The sequence below is a fragment of the Lysinibacillus sp. NPDC097214 genome (assembly GCF_050277945.1).
Lineage (GTDB): Bacteria > Bacillota > Bacilli > Bacillales_A > Planococcaceae > Lysinibacillus > Lysinibacillus xylanilyticus_B.
This window is the reverse complement of record NZ_JBNNSS010000010.1, coordinates 96,407-112,935: the sequence shown is the minus strand read 5'-3', so window position 1 is coordinate 112,935 and position 16,529 is coordinate 96,407. Positions and strand designations below refer to the sequence as shown.

General features: G+C 34.3%; 10 protein-coding genes. All 10 read right to left on the bottom strand.

Going from position 1 to position 16,529, the window contains the following annotated elements; genetic code table 11:
- Nucleotides 1–18: 18 nt before the first annotated feature.
- Nucleotides 19–3,210, bottom strand: coding sequence for a hypothetical protein (locus tag ACQKMI_RS20065; RefSeq protein WP_427491780.1), 3,192 nt, complete (start codon nucleotides 3,208–3,210; stop codon nucleotides 19–21).
- Nucleotides 3,207–4,631, bottom strand: coding sequence for a glycosyltransferase family 2 protein (locus ACQKMI_RS20060; RefSeq protein WP_427491778.1), 1,425 nt, complete (start codon nucleotides 4,629–4,631; stop codon nucleotides 3,207–3,209). The genes ACQKMI_RS20065 and ACQKMI_RS20060 overlap by 4 nt, the downstream gene beginning before the upstream one ends.
- Nucleotides 4,628–5,671 carry a HEAT repeat domain-containing protein gene (locus tag ACQKMI_RS20055; RefSeq protein WP_427491777.1) on the bottom strand — a complete coding sequence of 348 codons (1,044 nt, stop codon included), beginning with the start codon at nucleotides 5,669–5,671 and terminating at the stop codon, nucleotides 4,628–4,630. The genes ACQKMI_RS20060 and ACQKMI_RS20055 overlap by 4 nt, the downstream gene beginning before the upstream one ends.
- A gap of 2 nt (nucleotides 5,672–5,673) precedes the next feature.
- On the bottom strand, nucleotides 5,674–6,564 hold the full coding sequence (locus tag ACQKMI_RS20050) for a response regulator (RefSeq protein WP_427491775.1): 891 nt from the start codon (nucleotides 6,562–6,564) through the stop codon (nucleotides 5,674–5,676).
- Nucleotides 6,565–7,303: 739 nt separating this feature from the next.
- Entirely contained in the window at nucleotides 7,304–8,137 is an 834-nt protein-coding gene (locus ACQKMI_RS20045) for an amidase (protein ID WP_427491773.1), read from the bottom strand.
- A gap of 374 nt (nucleotides 8,138–8,511) precedes the next feature.
- The gene (locus ACQKMI_RS20040) at nucleotides 8,512–9,678 is read right to left on the bottom strand and encodes a dicarboxylate/amino acid:cation symporter (protein ID WP_427491771.1); all 1,167 of its coding nucleotides are present in this window, start codon (nucleotides 9,676–9,678) and stop codon (nucleotides 8,512–8,514) included.
- Nucleotides 9,679–9,862: 184 nt separating this feature from the next.
- Nucleotides 9,863–13,042: a hypothetical protein gene (locus ACQKMI_RS20035; protein WP_427491769.1), complete on the bottom strand. Its 3,180-nt coding sequence runs from the start codon at nucleotides 13,040–13,042 to the stop codon at nucleotides 9,863–9,865.
- Nucleotides 13,039–14,463: a glycosyltransferase family 2 protein gene (locus ACQKMI_RS20030; RefSeq protein WP_427491768.1), complete on the bottom strand. Its 1,425-nt coding sequence runs from the start codon at nucleotides 14,461–14,463 to the stop codon at nucleotides 13,039–13,041. The genes ACQKMI_RS20035 and ACQKMI_RS20030 overlap by 4 nt, the downstream gene beginning before the upstream one ends.
- A complete protein-coding gene (locus tag ACQKMI_RS20025; protein WP_427491766.1) occupies nucleotides 14,460–15,506 on the bottom strand; it encodes a HEAT repeat domain-containing protein in 1,047 nt (348 codons plus the stop codon). The genes ACQKMI_RS20030 and ACQKMI_RS20025 overlap by 4 nt, the downstream gene beginning before the upstream one ends.
- Entirely contained in the window at nucleotides 15,503–16,384 is an 882-nt protein-coding gene (locus tag ACQKMI_RS20020) for a response regulator (RefSeq protein WP_427491764.1), read from the bottom strand. The genes ACQKMI_RS20025 and ACQKMI_RS20020 overlap by 4 nt, the downstream gene beginning before the upstream one ends.
- Between the last annotated feature and the right edge of the window lie 145 nt (nucleotides 16,385–16,529).

Sequence of the window (16,529 nt, the reverse complement as noted above, 5' to 3'; positions counted from 1 at the left end):
TCTCTCTCCTTTAAAACATTATTCATATTTCTTAAATGTTTCTTTCATAATTCCATAGGATTTTTTTAACCGTTCTTCAGTTTTAGGTATTGTCCAATTATCCCATGTAAAACTATGCAATTGATTAAGTACACCTTTTTCAATCTCTGGCAATGAAGACACAACCTCATGCATATCATTAAGAAATAATGCACCTATATTTATTTTATCTACAAAAACTGATGTTTCTCCGTTTTCTTTATAAAAATCCCCTATAAATTCTTTATGACTAGGATCCTTTGATTGAAGAAGTAACCAAGGAATACGTAATTCTATAGTTCCTTTATCGCTCCAATTATAATCAACAAGAGAATTATAATCCTTTGCCTTCGGATTACCATTTCCCTCTATTAATTTTCCAGTTTCATATTCTGAAAAAGGTACAGCTATATCCTGTTCCGGCAAGTATAGCTCTTTATTTAAAGCATAGTAAATCGGACTGAACGTAGTGTTCTTTTTCATAACATTTGAAGGTGGAATGTCGATAAGCTTTAATTCATGTCCATATAAATAAGAATAGAAATCATAATAAGGATCGATGACCATACGTGACTCCTTATTCTTATTAAGCTCGACAACAAACTCAATGCCATTTTTGAACGTTACTTCTTTCAAATCTGATTTTACTGTTTTTCCTTGATTCGGAATAACATCTAAAAGAATTTGAGTAGAAGATGTTTTCTTGAGTAAATCTCCATTTAATTGGAGGTACAAGTATCTTTCATCATAATCAACGCTCATTGAAGGCTTGTTTTTTTGTTGTTCATATAAGAGTGGAGCTTTCCATTCTGATATATCTCCGTCAACCTGTACCTTATGCCGATCAAAGCTTAGCAAACCAAATTGTTGTTCATTTGTTTGCGCATTAGACCAATAAGGGCGTTGGTTTGGATTATCATAATCCATCGTATTCCATGTACGTTTAAACCACTCATCTTGCCAGGTAAATACTAATCCACCAAGTAAATCCTCTGCCATAATATCCTCAAACAGATGGGTTAATATTTCACCTTGTTCTTGCTCTGATACAAACCCCTGAGTCCAGCCATACGGATTATCATGGGTTAAACCACGTGAACCAGGGATTCCAAACTCAGCGATTAATATCGGCATACGATGTGCAGCGTGTAAGTCTGCTAAATAAGCTGCATAACTATTTTTTTCTCCACGATGATCCACATACGACAAGTATTTTTGATCATAGTTAAAGAAATCTGGATAGTATGGATACACATGGTACGATGCAAATTGGCCTGTTTGTTTCGCTAACCCTTTTGTATAAATGACATTCGGATTAACACTTGCAATATCTTCATCTGTATTCGGCTCAGATGGATGATCTAATAGATCTGTTGTAACCCAGTTTGAAAAGCTCATAGGGTGCATCCAGCCATAATTATTTTGTTCATATTGTGTAATATAATCCATTTGTTCTGCAACCCAATATTCAAATGGGGAAGCATCTTTTGTTTCGAAATAAACACCATTATACTGTCCAATAGTAGCATGCTTTTTATTTGTTCCGTTCACCATATGAGGGTACCATTCGATTCCAATAACCCAACCGATTATATACTGTGAAACATCCGTATCATAATAACCAGATGCATGACCTACTACGTGCTCTACATATTTATTACCGTGAATAACATCTACAAGGGTTTTCATTTCTGCTCGGAAATTCTCAAGCGTTGCAGGATCATAAGCATCTAAAGTTTTCTCTAAACCTTCTTCTTCAATCCACACTCCATGTAGTACATATAAAGGGTTTTCTGCTTCTTCATTATATCTTTTTAAAGCTCTGTAAAAGCCAGGTGGATGTAACGTATAGACTCGGATTGTATTGGCATTCATTTTACCAATCTGCTGGAACCAACGATAATATTCATCCTCCGTAATGGCCGCCTCTCCAGGGAAATAACCTGGTTTTCCCATCCCCATATTAACACCTTTGAGGGTGATAGCTTCCCATTTTCCATCTTTTAAAATCTCAAATTTTTGATCATTAATACGTGCATTATAACTTAAATTATTTGTTGCTGAACTGACAGATTTCTTCTTAACTTCTTTTTTCTCGAACTCTTCCAAAATAGACTTCATCATCGGTACATATGCTGACCAATAAAAATCATCATCAGAAAATTTTTGTAAAACTTTATAGACTGATGCCAGCCCCTTCATTTTATAGAAAGATGGTACTTTATTAATATCATTAAAATCGCCTGCAAAATAATATTTTGTAGTATTTTTCTGTTCACCTGAAACAACTGCTGCGAATGAAAGAGGAACATCATGCTCTTTTAATAATTTTTCACCTTCATCAGTTAAACTCCACTCATAATTCGCTAAAACATCTTGCTCATTTTTCGCGGAAACAATATCAAACCAGTAATCATATCGTGGGTTTGATGAAACATTCAAGAACTTTTGTCCTGCTTCAGTGAAGTTAAGATAAATGCCTTCTTTATCAATATGTTTATTTAATTCTAAAACAAAAACCTCATCTGTAAAGTCATTCACTAATATGAAGCCGCCACCTTCATATTTCCAGTCATCCTTAAATTTATCAACAACCCATTGTGGAATTTCATTATTTTTTTTATAGTCTAATTCTTCGAAATAGCGACCAATCCAACCAGACCAATCTATTTCCAAATAATCTAGCACTTGATTTCGCACTTCAGGAGACGTCGGTGATGCAATAGAGTTAAATTCTGCTATAAATAAACTATTGTCTGCACTAGTGAGACGTTTCATCATAGCATCCCATTCTTGCGATTCTAATCCACCAACAATTTTCTTTGTACGTGCCCCAAGCCTTTCTTGCTTTGGGTTAAGATCATCTTCATAGACGCCGTACGTATCTGCTAAATAGATTGCATCATAATCTTTGTAATCCTTTGGCATTTTAGAAGTAGAAACACTGTTATTTTGTTCATCTGGAATTGTGCCAAAATAATCCCCAGACTCATCATATCGACCTTCTTTATGTTCGTACTTCAAATAATTTAAAAGCCAAGTTACCCCTAAATGCTCTCGATATGATTCATCCTTCACTGTTTTATCAATGATTGCAACATTCAGTTGTTTATTAGGTGACACAAACCAAAGAGTTATTGGTATCACTATAAGTAATATCACTACTATAATTCCCAAATAAATACGCTTCATATCGACTCTTGCTCCTTGCTTGAAATACCTTTACGGTCCATTTTGCCCCACTCTCGTCTTCTTACTAAAAAGTTCAAAAGACCTTCACAGCGCCAAATGAGTGTAATGGGACGATACCAAAAAATTTCTGTAAAACTTAATAACATCATACGTACTAAGTCAGCAACCTTAAACGTTTTATTTTTGCTCCATGCTTCAAATAACACAGCCATAATTGAAAATACAACACCATAAAGTACAAATGATAAAAGTAGTAAAATAGCTATCTCATAATAGATATCACCTAAGAAAAAAGCAAAAATAATATAAATATATCCACCAAGTTCGATAATTGGCCCAAAGCCTTCAATGAGCCAAAAATAAGGGAAGGATAATAACCCAATACCACCATATCTCGGATTTAAAGTCATTGTTTTATGATTCCATAAACTTTCTAATAATCCTTGGTGCCATCTTCTTCTTTGTCGCCTTAAAACGGCCATGGTTTCTGGTGCCTCTGTCCAACAAACAGGGTTCTCTACAAATTCAATACGTTTATTTTCTTTCTTTTTACGGATATATCGATGTAGTTTTACAACGAGCTCCATATCTTCACCAATCATACTTTTAGTATAGCCACCTGCTTCTACTACCCATTTTTTCGAAAATACACTAAATGCACCCGAAATAATTAAAACTAAGTTAAATTTACTTAGCGCAATTCGTCCTATTAAAAAAGCTCTAAAGTATTCAATAATTTGCATAGTAACTAAATAATTTTTAGACAAGTTTGTTTCTAATATAGAACCAAGGTGCATATTCATTCCATTAGCAATTTGAACATTCCCACCTGCCGCAATTACCGCACCATCAGATAAGGCAATGGGTTTCATTAAACGTAATAAAGATGTACTCTCCAGAATTGAATCTCCATCAACAGAGCAAAAATATGGATATCTTGCAACATTAATCCCTACATTCAAAGCATCTGCCTTTCCACCATTCTCTTTCTCTACTAAAAAACAATTTGGGTGAATTTGTGATTGATAGATTTGAATAATGGGATCTGTTGGGATTTCCATCTTTATTATTTTTTCAATTTTTTTCATTTGAAAATGCTTAATAACTATTTCTTGAGTACAATCAGTAGAACCATCATTGACAATGATTATTTCAAATTCAGGATAGTGTAGACTAAGTAGAGAATGAATACTATCCACAATACCTACTTCTTCATTATAGGCGGGTATGATCACAGACACTGGCTTAGAATAGAACGCATCAATATACGTATCATCCATTTCAGTTTGATCAAGCCTATATTCTTTTCGTAGCTTTAAAAGGGCAAACACAAACATAAGCCCATACGTTACTATAACTAGTAGCATATAAATTATGATTACCCCACCAAAAAACCACATTAAATAGTCAAGTATAATCATACTGCACGCATCCTTTTTTCTAATACTTCATTAGCCATATCAATTGCATATTGATCATTTGTTGTTGTAATGAATTCTTTTAATCTCTGATAACCTCGTGGATCTTCAATGATCGTGCTTGCTGCTTGTGATCGTACCCACCAATTACTATCCTGTAACAATTTTTCTAAATGCTCGACAGTATATGTAAAAGGCGCATACTTAAATAATTTTGCGACCATTAATCTTTCTTCCCATATTTTCGAATTGACAAATGGAATATACGTCTCTAAATCTCGGATAACCCCAATTCTTTCAAGTCCTCTAAGAGTACGAATTCGAATTTCAGTATCCTCATTTGCTAATAATTCTTCAAGCCCTTCTATAACATCCATACTGCCTTTTGCTGAAATTGTATCAATCAATGCATATTGTGCTGCTTGTTGTAAAACTTCTATCTTTCCCATAAATCGTTGGAGCATTTCTACTTCTAAATATGAAAATAACTTTTTATATTCACTTTCTGAAAAAGAATAATTACATAGCAATATTTCTTGTATAAATTTTTCTTTTTCAAGAATAGAATATATTTTTAATAGCTGAAATACTTCTATAGAACGGTTGTAATTAATTGATACTTCGCAAGTACTGATAAGCTCTTTTATATGGAAATCAGCAATGCGGTACATTGCATTCATTTTCTTACTCCAATTTCTGGATTTCAGCTCATTTTGGTAATATTCCTTTAAATTCATCTGTGCAAAAGTATAGATTTTTTGTTGGATAATCGGATTGGATATATTTCTTAAATACGATAAAAATATATGTTCTACCGCTAATATTTGAATTTTACTTTTCGGAATTAGCGTATCAGTAAATTGGCCGTCCTCTAGAATGTACTCCTGCCAAAGTATTTTTGTTTTTTGAATATACTTTTCCATCTCATGCTTTTTTCTCTCTTCATACTTTCTCTGATAGATTAAATAAATCATAGCTATACCACAAAATAGTAAGAGAATAACAATAATATATAGTAATAATTGATTAGATAATTCAATCATAATCATAACCTCGCAAATGTTCGCTTTAATTGTGCTTGAAATAAATTTAAATCAAATGGCTTAATTAAATACTCATCAACGCCACTTTCATATGCGTAGATCATATCTCCCAGAGACTTTCTATTTGTCATCATATAAATAATAAATTTCTTTTGATTAGCCATTTGCCTTAATGTATGCAAGACATTGAGACCATTTTCACGTGGCAATATATCATTCATAATGACGATATGTGTATCTCCAGATAAATACCAATCAGACTGTAAAAATTCATGTCCATCTGAAAAAACTTTTGTTTCTAATTGAAAGTGATCAACTATCATTTTCTGAAGTGTTAATTCTAATAATTCACCAAAAACAACATTTTCCTCTAAAATGCTAACTTTCACTCTTTTAATTGGCTGCGAATTATAGTCCGTCACTACTTCGATTTTCCAAGGTTCTGATAGTTGACTAAAAACTTCAAACTGTTTAGCTATTAAATCGTCAAACATTACTTGATCATTTTTAACCTCTACAATAATTCCCTGCAATGTAAAAGCTGAATCAGAAGGGAAGTTCTCATTTTTTACAAGTTGAAAAATTCGATTTAAAAATGCTTTCCCTTCTTCTTCACCATTTTGTGGCAACAAAAGTCCCCATCGTAAACTTCCCTCTAACCTAAAAAGCATATCTGTATTCCGAACCTTTGATACAAGAAAATGAGCAATTTGTTCTTCTACAGCTTCAATCAAGTTATTTTGATGGGGATCAGATACAGTTGCCTTTAAAAATATTACTGTCAATTCCATATGCGACCGAATAATATTTGCCTTTAACACATCAAAAAGTGGTATAATATCAATCATCTTCAAAATATTTACATTTTGTATCGTTTTAGTTAAAGTGTTCATCATATGCTCCTCTTACAATTTTTCAATATGATATTTGTTTGTACTGTAGAACTATCAGGCTCATCACCATAATGTGTGGTTGATTTATGTTTCGACCGGTAGCGTCCGATGAGTCGCTCAGCCCTCACTCCTATCAATTTACATATGGCATTCGTTTCACATTGTCATCCACTACTTTTGGTGATCAGCCAACTATCATGGTCAATAGGTATTTTTAATACATTTCACACCTTACCAAATATGTGTAAATAAAGCATTTTTTCCCATTAAAAACAATGACTATACTTAGTAAATCAAATGAGTATAACTACTTCTAGAACTTTTTGTATTGAGGTACAAGTATTTTGTAACTGCATTGCTTTTGCAACAAAACATCTACCGTAAGAAGATTAAAAAATAGTTAACTATTAGATGAAAACATAATATTTTTTTCTTTAGTGCATGTGCTTTTGGAGATAATATAATGGTAGGATTTTTCTTTTTAGAAAATAGTTAGGAGCTCTTTAACATTTTACAGTATATCATATTAGAATCGTTTTAAAAGAATATAACAGTACAAACTTAACAAATTCTAAACAATCTAAAAATTTCGCCAAATAACATTTGATAAAAAAAATCTACAACTTTCCTCAAATAAGCTGAGGAAAGTTGTAGATTTTTTTCTTGTATGACAACGAACAAATGAAGCGAACATGCCTTTTTATTACTGATCTCTATTAATTTAATAGTAAATAAGATATTATGGTCGCATTTCCATCCAACTTTCAAGATGGTGGATTGCAATACCATTAAAGCTCTGTTTTTTTGAAAAATGTTTTTGAACTTTGTTCAATTGTTGATCCATATATGCTTCCCCTTCTTCTGAGAAGCTAACAAAGTTGCCCTCTTCTGACTTCAAAGTTTCAACACCTACAACGACTTTTTTATCCATTCGTTTAGCATATTCAATTTCATTTTTTACGATTTGTATAATGTCCTTTGAATTATCTCGATAAGCCATTATAGTCACACCATCTGAATAGTTAATTACCCACTCAGATAAAATACCTTTACCATATTTAGTCTCATATGAGATTTCGTCATACCAAAAAGGTATATCTAATTCTAGTGGTAATTTTAATGACTGTGATTTCTTTTTCGCATGAATAACTAACTGTTGATAGGTTTGAATCGCGGCTGTTCGTTTTGTAGACCAAATATTTGTATCATATGGCTCAATATCTAAATGTATTCCTAAAAAACGTTGTGTCTCTGTTGCTTCACGTTGAAAAAGCTCTAGCCAATTCATAAGTTGATTTTGATACTCAATGCCATTCTCTGTAATCCATTTGGATTCCCCAGCAAGTGCGTATATTTGGATGTTTTTTGCTGAGGCTTTTTCTATAAAGCTTTGATAAACACTTCTTGATATATCATAATCAATTTGTAAATACACTTTGTTTATTCGTTTACTTTGCAAAAATTGTAATACGTTGGTTTCGTTATCTACAAGCATCCACGTATTCCAAATCCATGTAGAACGTTCATCTTCTGTAATACTATCTGCCTTTATAGTTGCACTATTTAGTGACATAACTAATATACATATGATTAAAAACTTAAACTTTCGACTATTAATAATTTCACACAGCCCCATTCGTTCAATTAGTTATACCATATCGAAAATCTCTACAAATAGAAATAAACAAAAAGAAGGATATATGTCTTCTTATTTTTACTCCTCATAGAATAGGAATTTGTTCTTAAAGACTGATCAATCTATCAGTATTTTTCTATAGACGCATGCCGGGCGCATCAAAAAAGCAATATGACCCCAAATGAATCATATTGCTTATTATTAAATAATTTTATCCGTCACTGGCGGTTCGTTCCGCCGCTTTGATGATTCTATCCAGGACTTCGACTATTCTATCCGTCGCTGCAGCGGTTCTATCCGTCACTAAGCTTTTATGAATTAGTCTCTTTGTTGAAACGGTCGACAATCATGGCTAATGCACCATCTCCCGTTACATTTGTAGCTGTACCAAAGCTATCTTGTGCTAAGTACAGTGCGATCATTAGTGCAACCATTGTTTCATCGAAGCCGAGCATTGTTTGTAGTAAACCTAGCGCTGCCATGACTCCTCCGCCTGGGACACCTGGTGCAGCAACCATTGTAATACCTAGCATAAATATAAAGCCGATATATTGTGCAAAACTTATATCCATACCGTTCATCAACATAACACCTAAAGAACAAGTTACGATTGTAATCGTACTACCTGATAAATGAATAGTTGCAAACAGTGGGATTGTAAAATTCGTTACTTTTTCTGAAGCCCCTGTTTTTTGTGATTGTCGCAATGTAACCGGAATAGCTGCAGCTGAAGATTGTGTGCCTAATGCTGTGAAATACGCAGGTAGCATTGTTCGAAGTAACATAAGTGGATTTTTCTTATTTAAAGTTCCCGCAGCAATGTATTGCACTAGCAATATTACCCAATGCATCACAATGATAAGTGCGAAGACAATTGCGAAGACAGATAATATTTTTGCTACTTGACCTCCATATGTCATGTTCAAGAAGATCCCGAAAATATGAAATGGTAAAAGTGGGATAATCACAAATGAAATCACTTTTTCAATGATGACATTAAACTCTTCAAAACCACGTTTCATCACATCGCCTTTGATGGCAGTCATACCAATCCCTACTATAAATGCAAAAATTAATGCTGACATAACACCCATTAATGGAGGCATTTCAACTTTAAAGAATGCCTGTGCTAAAAATTCCTCTGGGTTTTTCATGCTTTCCATAGCACCATTTGATATGAAGTTGGGCAACACATTTCCCGCTACAAAAAAGGCGAATATGCCTGCAATGATTGTTGAGAAATAAGCAAAGAATGTTGCCAACCCTAATAATTTTCCTGAGCCTTTCCCAAGCTGAGCAATGCCCGGAGCAATAAATGCAATAATAATAAGTGGTACTACGAAATTTAAAAAATTACCGAATAAACCATTAAATGTTGCAAATATACGTACAAATGGCTCCGGCATAAAACCTCCAAGTATTACCGCTAACAAAATAGCGACAATAATTTTTGCCAATAGACCAAATTTAAACTTCACTTCATTGTCCTCCTTAAAAAAACAACTGTCTTTCTCGAATGTATTATTAGTAATTTAACATAAACAATCGAGAGAATATACAGTTCGGAGAATAGGCGGAATTGCAAAACTTTTCTTTATTTTCTGTCGGATAATAAAAAAGCTTAGAATAGGTTATACCACACCTATCCTAAGCTTCTTCCTTTTAATACGCTTTAAATAATTTTTGCAAAATATAATATGATTGTTTTAAACGCTCTTCAGACTTAGGCGTTTGCCATGGTTCCCAAGAATAAGCTGAGAGTGCCGGTAAGACTTGGTCTTTTGTCTCTGGTAAAGATTTCACAACCTTGCCCTCTTTATCTACAAAGACAGCACCAATATAAATATTATCGACTTTCGTCGAAGCTGTCCCTCCATCTTTATATAAATCGCCCATAAACTCACGCTGGCTTGGATCTTTTGCTTGAATCAGTAGCCAAGGAATTCGTAGCTCAATGACATTATCATCCGTCCACGTGTAGTCTACTAACGAATTATAATCTTTTGCTTTTGGATTGGCATTCCCTTGAAGTAGCTTCCCTGTTTCATAAGAACTAAAATCGGTAGTCCTATTTTGCTCTGGTAAGTACAGCTGTTTATTTAACACATAATAAATCGGTGAAAACTTACCACTATTTTTTGTAGGAACTGCCATACGAGGTGGAATCATATTTAAACTATGACCGTAAAAATAATCATAAAAATCATAGTATTCATCAATGACTACTCGCGAGTCTCCACTTTTATTTAATTCCACAATAAAATCTACGCCATTTGAAAACGTCATATCTTTTATTGATGTTGCTGAAGTATTCCCTTGATTTGGTACTACATCTAGTAAAATACGAGGTGAGGCTTTTTCTAAAACATCACTTTTTAATTTGAGATACAAATATCTTTCATCATAATCGACAGCAAAATCTGTTGAGTCAGAAGGTGAGGTATTGTACAGCTGTGTACCTTTCCACTCCTTTGTATCGCCGTCTACTTTTACTTTTAATTTATCAAAGCTAAGTACGCCAAATTGCTGTTCATTCGTTTGTGCATTAGACCAAAATGGTCGACGATTTGGATCATCATAATCCATCGTATTCCAAGTCCGCTTAAACCACTCATCTTGCCATGTAAAGACAAGACCTCCGAGCAAGCCTTCATGCATAATATCTTCATATAAATGTTGAAGCGTTTCACCTTGCTGCTGTTCGGACATATGGCCCTGATTCCAGCCATAAACATTTTCATGTGTCATACCACGAGCTGCAGGTATTCCAAATTCCGCAATAAGAACAGGCATATTATGAGCTTCATGTAATTCTTTTAAATATCCTGCATAACTATTTTTATTGCCCCGGAAATCTTTATAATTCAAATATTTTTGGTCGAAGTTAAAGAAGTCAGGGTAATATGGATAAACATGATAGGAAGCAAACTGACCCGGTGTCTGCATCTCACCCTTCGTATAGATGACATTTGGATTTACGCCTACTAAATCCTCATCCTCAGAAGGCTCAGATGGATGGTCTAATAAGTCAGTTGTTACCCAGTTTGTGAAACTCATAGGACGGATCCAATTATATTTGTCCTTCTCATAAACAGTAATAAGATCCATTTGCTCCGCTAACCAATGCTCAAATGGTGCAGCATTTTTCGTTTCAAAATACTTCCCATTATATTCGCCTATATTTGCATGTTTTTCGTTCGTACCAACAACCATATGCGGATACCATTCGATTCCAAGCACCCAGCCTATTATATATTTTGAAACGTCCACATCATATAAACCTGAGGCATGTCCTGTTACTGGCTTCACATAAGTATTACCGTGGATAACGTCCACCATTCGCTTCATTTCAAGTTGAAAATCCTTTAAGGTAGCTTCATCATAGGCATCTAGTGAATCAACCAAGCCTTCCTCATTAATCCATACACCATGCAATACATACAGTGGTTTATCTGGATTTTCTTCATTGTATTTTGCCAGTGCCCTATAAAAACCTGGCGGGTGTAATGTATAGACACGAATCGTATTGGAATTCATCTCAGCAATTTGACGGAACCATCGATAGTACTCTTCTTCCGTAATAGCAGCCTCGCCAGGGAATGCTCCTGGTTTACCCATACCGATATTAACGCCTTTAAAGACTAGTGGCTCCCATTTCCCATCACGTAAGACTTCAAATGACTCGCCCTTAATACGTGCGTTATAATTTAATTTGTCATGATTAACGTTTTCTTGAACTTCTTTTTGCTCAAACGTTTCAAAAATTTTATGCATGGCCGGTACATAGATCGACCAATAAAATGAACTATCTGCGTACTTCTCAGCATATTTATAAATGGTCGGCAATCCTTTTATTTTGTAAAGGTTCGGTACCCGTGACATATCATTAAAGTCTCCAGCAAAATAATAGCTCGTTGTGTTGCGTTTATCCTGTGAAACGATTGCCGCAAATTGCTGTGGAATATCGTTAGCCTCTAATAATTTTTCCCCTTCTTTTGTTAGGTCCCATTCATAATTAGCGAGAGCATCCTCTGCATATTTAGGTGTTATTATATCAAACCAATAACCATACTCTGCACGAGCGGAGGTATTAAAGAATTTTTCCCCTTCTTCAGTAAATTGCACCTGAATGCCTTCTGTGTTTACATGCTTGTCCAATTCTAGCACAATGAGTTTTTCTGTTATTTCATTAAATAGAAGAAAGCCTCCGCCCTTGTATGGCCACTTATCACCATGTTCATCTATGACCCATTGTGGAATTTCTGTATTTTTATGATAATCAAGCTCGTCAAAATATCGTCCAATCCATCCAGACCATGAAATTCCTAAATAATCTTGTAGCTCTTTTCTAACTTCCACTGACGTTGGTGACGCAAATGTATTGTATTCAGCAATCAACATACTTTTCTTGTTGCTTGCTAAACGATTTACTATAGACTGCCATTCATCCATTTCCAAGCCGCCAACAATTTTTTCTGAGCGTTTACCTAAGCGCTTTTTTTCATTTAAATCATCCTTATAAACCCCATACGTATCTGCTAAATAAATAACATCGTAATTACTATAGTCAGTCGGAAACTTTTTTTCTGACACTTTCTTCGTTTTATCATTCGGAAGCGTACCATAGTAATTTTTTTGTACATCATACGGATGATCATCGATTGTGTATTTATAATGGTTTAAAAACCAGTTCACACCTAAATGCTCTCGATAGGATTCATTCGGAACTGTCTTATCTAGAATCGCAACGTTCAGCGGTTTTTCATCGCTTAAATACCACCATGCTATAGGTGTGATGATGAGAATTAGAAAGACTATAATCCCCATATATATACGTTTCATACATTCTTCTCCTTTTCACCTATGCCGACACGTTTCATATTACCCCAATCGCTTCTTCTTAAGACGAATCGAATTAATCCCTCACAGCGCCAAAAAAGAGTGAGTGGTCGATACCAGAAAATTTCAGTAAATGCTAAAAGTATCATACGTAGTAGCTCTCTCGGTTTCGGATAAGTATTCAAGATCCATGCTTCGAATAATATCGCGGCTATTGAAAAAATTACGCCATAAATGACGAAAAGCAGTAACAGGATTATAGCTACTTCATAATAGATTTTCCCTAAGAAAAATGCCACTACGATATAAATATAACCACCTAGCTCAACAAGTGGCCCTAGGCATTCTACTAGCCAAAAATATGGAAATGAAAGCAAACCTATTAAGCCATACTTAGGATTCAACGTCATCGTCTTATGCTTCCAAAGGCTTTCAAATAATCCTTGATGCCAACGTCTACGTTGGTTTCGTAAAACGCCTAATGTCTGAGGCGCTTCAGTCCAGCACACAGGGTCTGGAACAAATTCTATACGTTTCTTTTCTTTTTTCTTTCTTATTAAACGGTGAATATTCACGACAAGCTCCATGTCTTCTCCAATAATATTCGTTGAATAACCACCCGCTTCTACAGCCCATTCCTTCGAAAATACACTAAATGCTCCCGAAATAATAAGCACAAGATTGTATTTACTTAAAGCGATTCGCCCCATTAAAAAGGCTCGCGCATATTCTATTATTTGCATGATGACTAAGTAATTATTTGGTAAGTGTGTTTCAGTAACGGAACCAAGCTGCATTTTCGCTCCATTGGCTATTCGGATATTTCCTCCTGCCGCAATCACTTCACCGTCTGATAAAATAATCGGCTTCATCACACGAAGCAATGATTTTTCATCTAAGATTGAATCACCATCAATAGAGCAGAAGTATGGATATTGAGATACATTAATACCAACATTCAATGCATCTGCCTTACCACCATTTTCTTTGTCTACTAAAATACAATTCTTATAGATTTCTGATTCATAAATTTGTTTAACTTGTTTTGTAGGGATATTTGCACGAACAATCTTATCAACGGGCTTCATTCGGAAATGCTTGATTACGGTTTGTAGTGTAGAGTCAGTCGACCCGTCGTTAATAATGATAATTTCCGTTTGTGGATATCGTAAATTCAACAATGAATAGACTGTGTCTACAACCCCAATCTCTTCATTGTAAGCAGGGACTAATAAGGATACTGGTTTTGAGTAAAAGGCATCTGCATGTGCATCATCATACTCTGAGGGATCTAATTTATAGCGTTTTCGCATAGCTAGCATAGCAATAACAAACATTGCGCAATATGAAACAATAACAAATAGCATATAAAACAGAATAAATCCACCAAAGAACCACATACAAAAATCTAAAAATACTTTCATGTGTTCCCTCGCTTTCTAACTATTGTTTCCTGTGCCATTTCAATTGCATATGGGTCATTTGAAGATTCCATAAATTGCTGTAATTTATCAATTCCTTCTTTATTTTCTACAATTGTTTTAGCAGCCTGTGAGCGAACCCACCAATTTTCATCTTGAAGAAGCTGTTCTAAATAAGCATAGGTATAGTTTAGTGGTACATGCTTAAAGATTTTCGTAACCATTAATCTTATTTCCCACATATCTGATGTCACAAATGGAACATAAGGATCAATTTCATCAATTATACCAATTTCATAAAGACCCTTTAATGCTCTTATTTGTATTTCTGGAACCTCATGTGTTAATAGCTGTTTTAACTGATCAATATATTGCATATTTCTTTTGACAGCTGCCGTATCAATTGCAGCAAATTGGATATTGGTTGTCCAGCTATCAAAGTCTTCGAATAATCGAATAAATACGTCATCCTCTAACAATACAAATACTCTTCTATATTCGCTTTCAGAATAATGAACGCTTGATTCTTTAATTTTTTCGATAAATAATTCTGGTTGGAAGAGAGAGTATATTTTTAACAGTTGAAAATATTCTTCCTCCGAAATTTTGGTCTTTTCAAATTGTAGACATGTCTCTAATAAATCCTCTATCTGTAAATCAGCAATATGATATAAAGCATTCATCCTAATGCTCCATCGTTTACTGGACAAATCCTTTTCATAAAACTCTTTTAAATAGAGATTAGAAAACTCTTTTATTTTATGTTCAACTTTTTCATTGATTATATTTTTCAAATAAGATGAAAAGATTATTTCTATAGCCGCTACTTGAGCTTTTCCTTGGGGTACAAGCGCTAAAGAGAAAATTTCATCATTGATTAAATAGTTGTACCAATGCTGTGAAGATTTCTGTAAAAAAGCATCACGCACTTCTGCAAAACGCATCTCCCGCTTGCGCTGAACAAGTATATAGATCGTAAATAAAAATAGAACTACTAATAAAATACCGCTGACCGTTAAAAGAAAAGGAATTGACAGCTGGATCATAGCCAGAACCTCGCGAAAGTATGCTTAATTTTTGCTTCTAACAAACGCAAATTAAATGGTTTTACGATATATTCATCGACGCCACCTTCATAAGCATTAAGAGTCGCACCCTCTGAATTTCGTTCTGACATCATATAAATGATGAACTTTTTCTCATTCGGCATTTCTCGCAAAATGTGCAAAATTTCTAAGCCATTTTTACGTGGCAAAATATCGTTCATCACAACTAAATGCATATGACCGGTTTTATAGTTATCGGACTGTAAGAAAGTATAACCATCTTCATAGGTTGACACGTCTAAAGTATAATGAGGAATGTCTAAATTTTCGAGTGTCGTTTCTAGTACTTTTCTAAAGATTTCATTTTGTTCAATAATGCTAACCTTTACTTGCTCCATTGGTTGTACACGATAATCTGTAACCTGTTCGACTGACCAAATCGGCTGTTCGTCATCTGCTAGTTTGTGCTTATTTTTATCTAACAATGTTTCAAAGTCAACATTATTATTTCTTATTTCAGTAACGGAAGCTTTTAACGCTATTTGTTGAAATTCCCTTTCTTGCGTTAGAATTGCGAATATCCGTTTTAAAAACGCCTTTACCTCTACCTCACTACTTTGCAGAAAAAATATTCCCCAATGCATGCCATCTGCTAGTTGGAAAAGTAAATCTGTTTTTCGTATTTTTGATTTTAGAAAAGCTGAAATTTGATGATTTACTTGATGATCTATATCAGTTCCTTGGGAGGAATTCGCAACTTTAAAAAAGACTGCGGTCATTGTTAAACGTGAGCGAATAACACTCTCACGCAAAATTTCAAAATAACCCTTTACCTCATGTTCCTGCATAAGGTCTTCTGCAATGATTAATTTATTCATTAATGTTCACTCCAGTTGATGGAAGAAGCATTTTATTCTTCTTCATTATTTTTCTATCATTCTATTGATTTTAAACACAACAACTATAGTAATAAAGATGACTAAACAATTTCTATACAAAATTTTTGGTAAATCGGTCACTTTT

What these genes read in the sequence shown, in the direction of transcription:
- ACQKMI_RS20020 (WP_427491764.1), bottom strand. Translation starts at nt 16,384, where the DNA reads ATGAATAAATTAATCATTGCAGAAGACCTTATGCAGGAACATGAGGTA.
- ACQKMI_RS20055 (WP_427491777.1), bottom strand. Translation starts at nt 5,671, where the DNA reads ATGATTGAATTATCTAATCAATTATTACTATATATTATTGTTATTCTC.
- ACQKMI_RS20065 (WP_427491780.1), bottom strand. Translation starts at nt 3,210, where the DNA reads ATGAAGCGTATTTATTTGGGAATTATAGTAGTGATATTACTTATAGTG.
- ACQKMI_RS20035 (WP_427491769.1), bottom strand. Translation starts at nt 13,042, where the DNA reads ATGAAACGTATATATATGGGGATTATAGTCTTTCTAATTCTCATCATC.
- ACQKMI_RS20030 (WP_427491768.1), bottom strand. Translation starts at nt 14,463, where the DNA reads ATGAAAGTATTTTTAGATTTTTGTATGTGGTTCTTTGGTGGATTTATT.
- ACQKMI_RS20045 (WP_427491773.1), bottom strand. Translation starts at nt 8,137, where the DNA reads ATGTCACTAAATAGTGCAACTATAAAGGCAGATAGTATTACAGAAGAT.
- ACQKMI_RS20060 (WP_427491778.1), bottom strand. Translation starts at nt 4,631, where the DNA reads ATGATTATACTTGACTATTTAATGTGGTTTTTTGGTGGGGTAATCATA.
- ACQKMI_RS20025 (WP_427491766.1), bottom strand. Translation starts at nt 15,506, where the DNA reads ATGATCCAGCTGTCAATTCCTTTTCTTTTAACGGTCAGCGGTATTTTA.
- ACQKMI_RS20050 (WP_427491775.1), bottom strand. Translation starts at nt 6,564, where the DNA reads ATGAACACTTTAACTAAAACGATACAAAATGTAAATATTTTGAAGATG.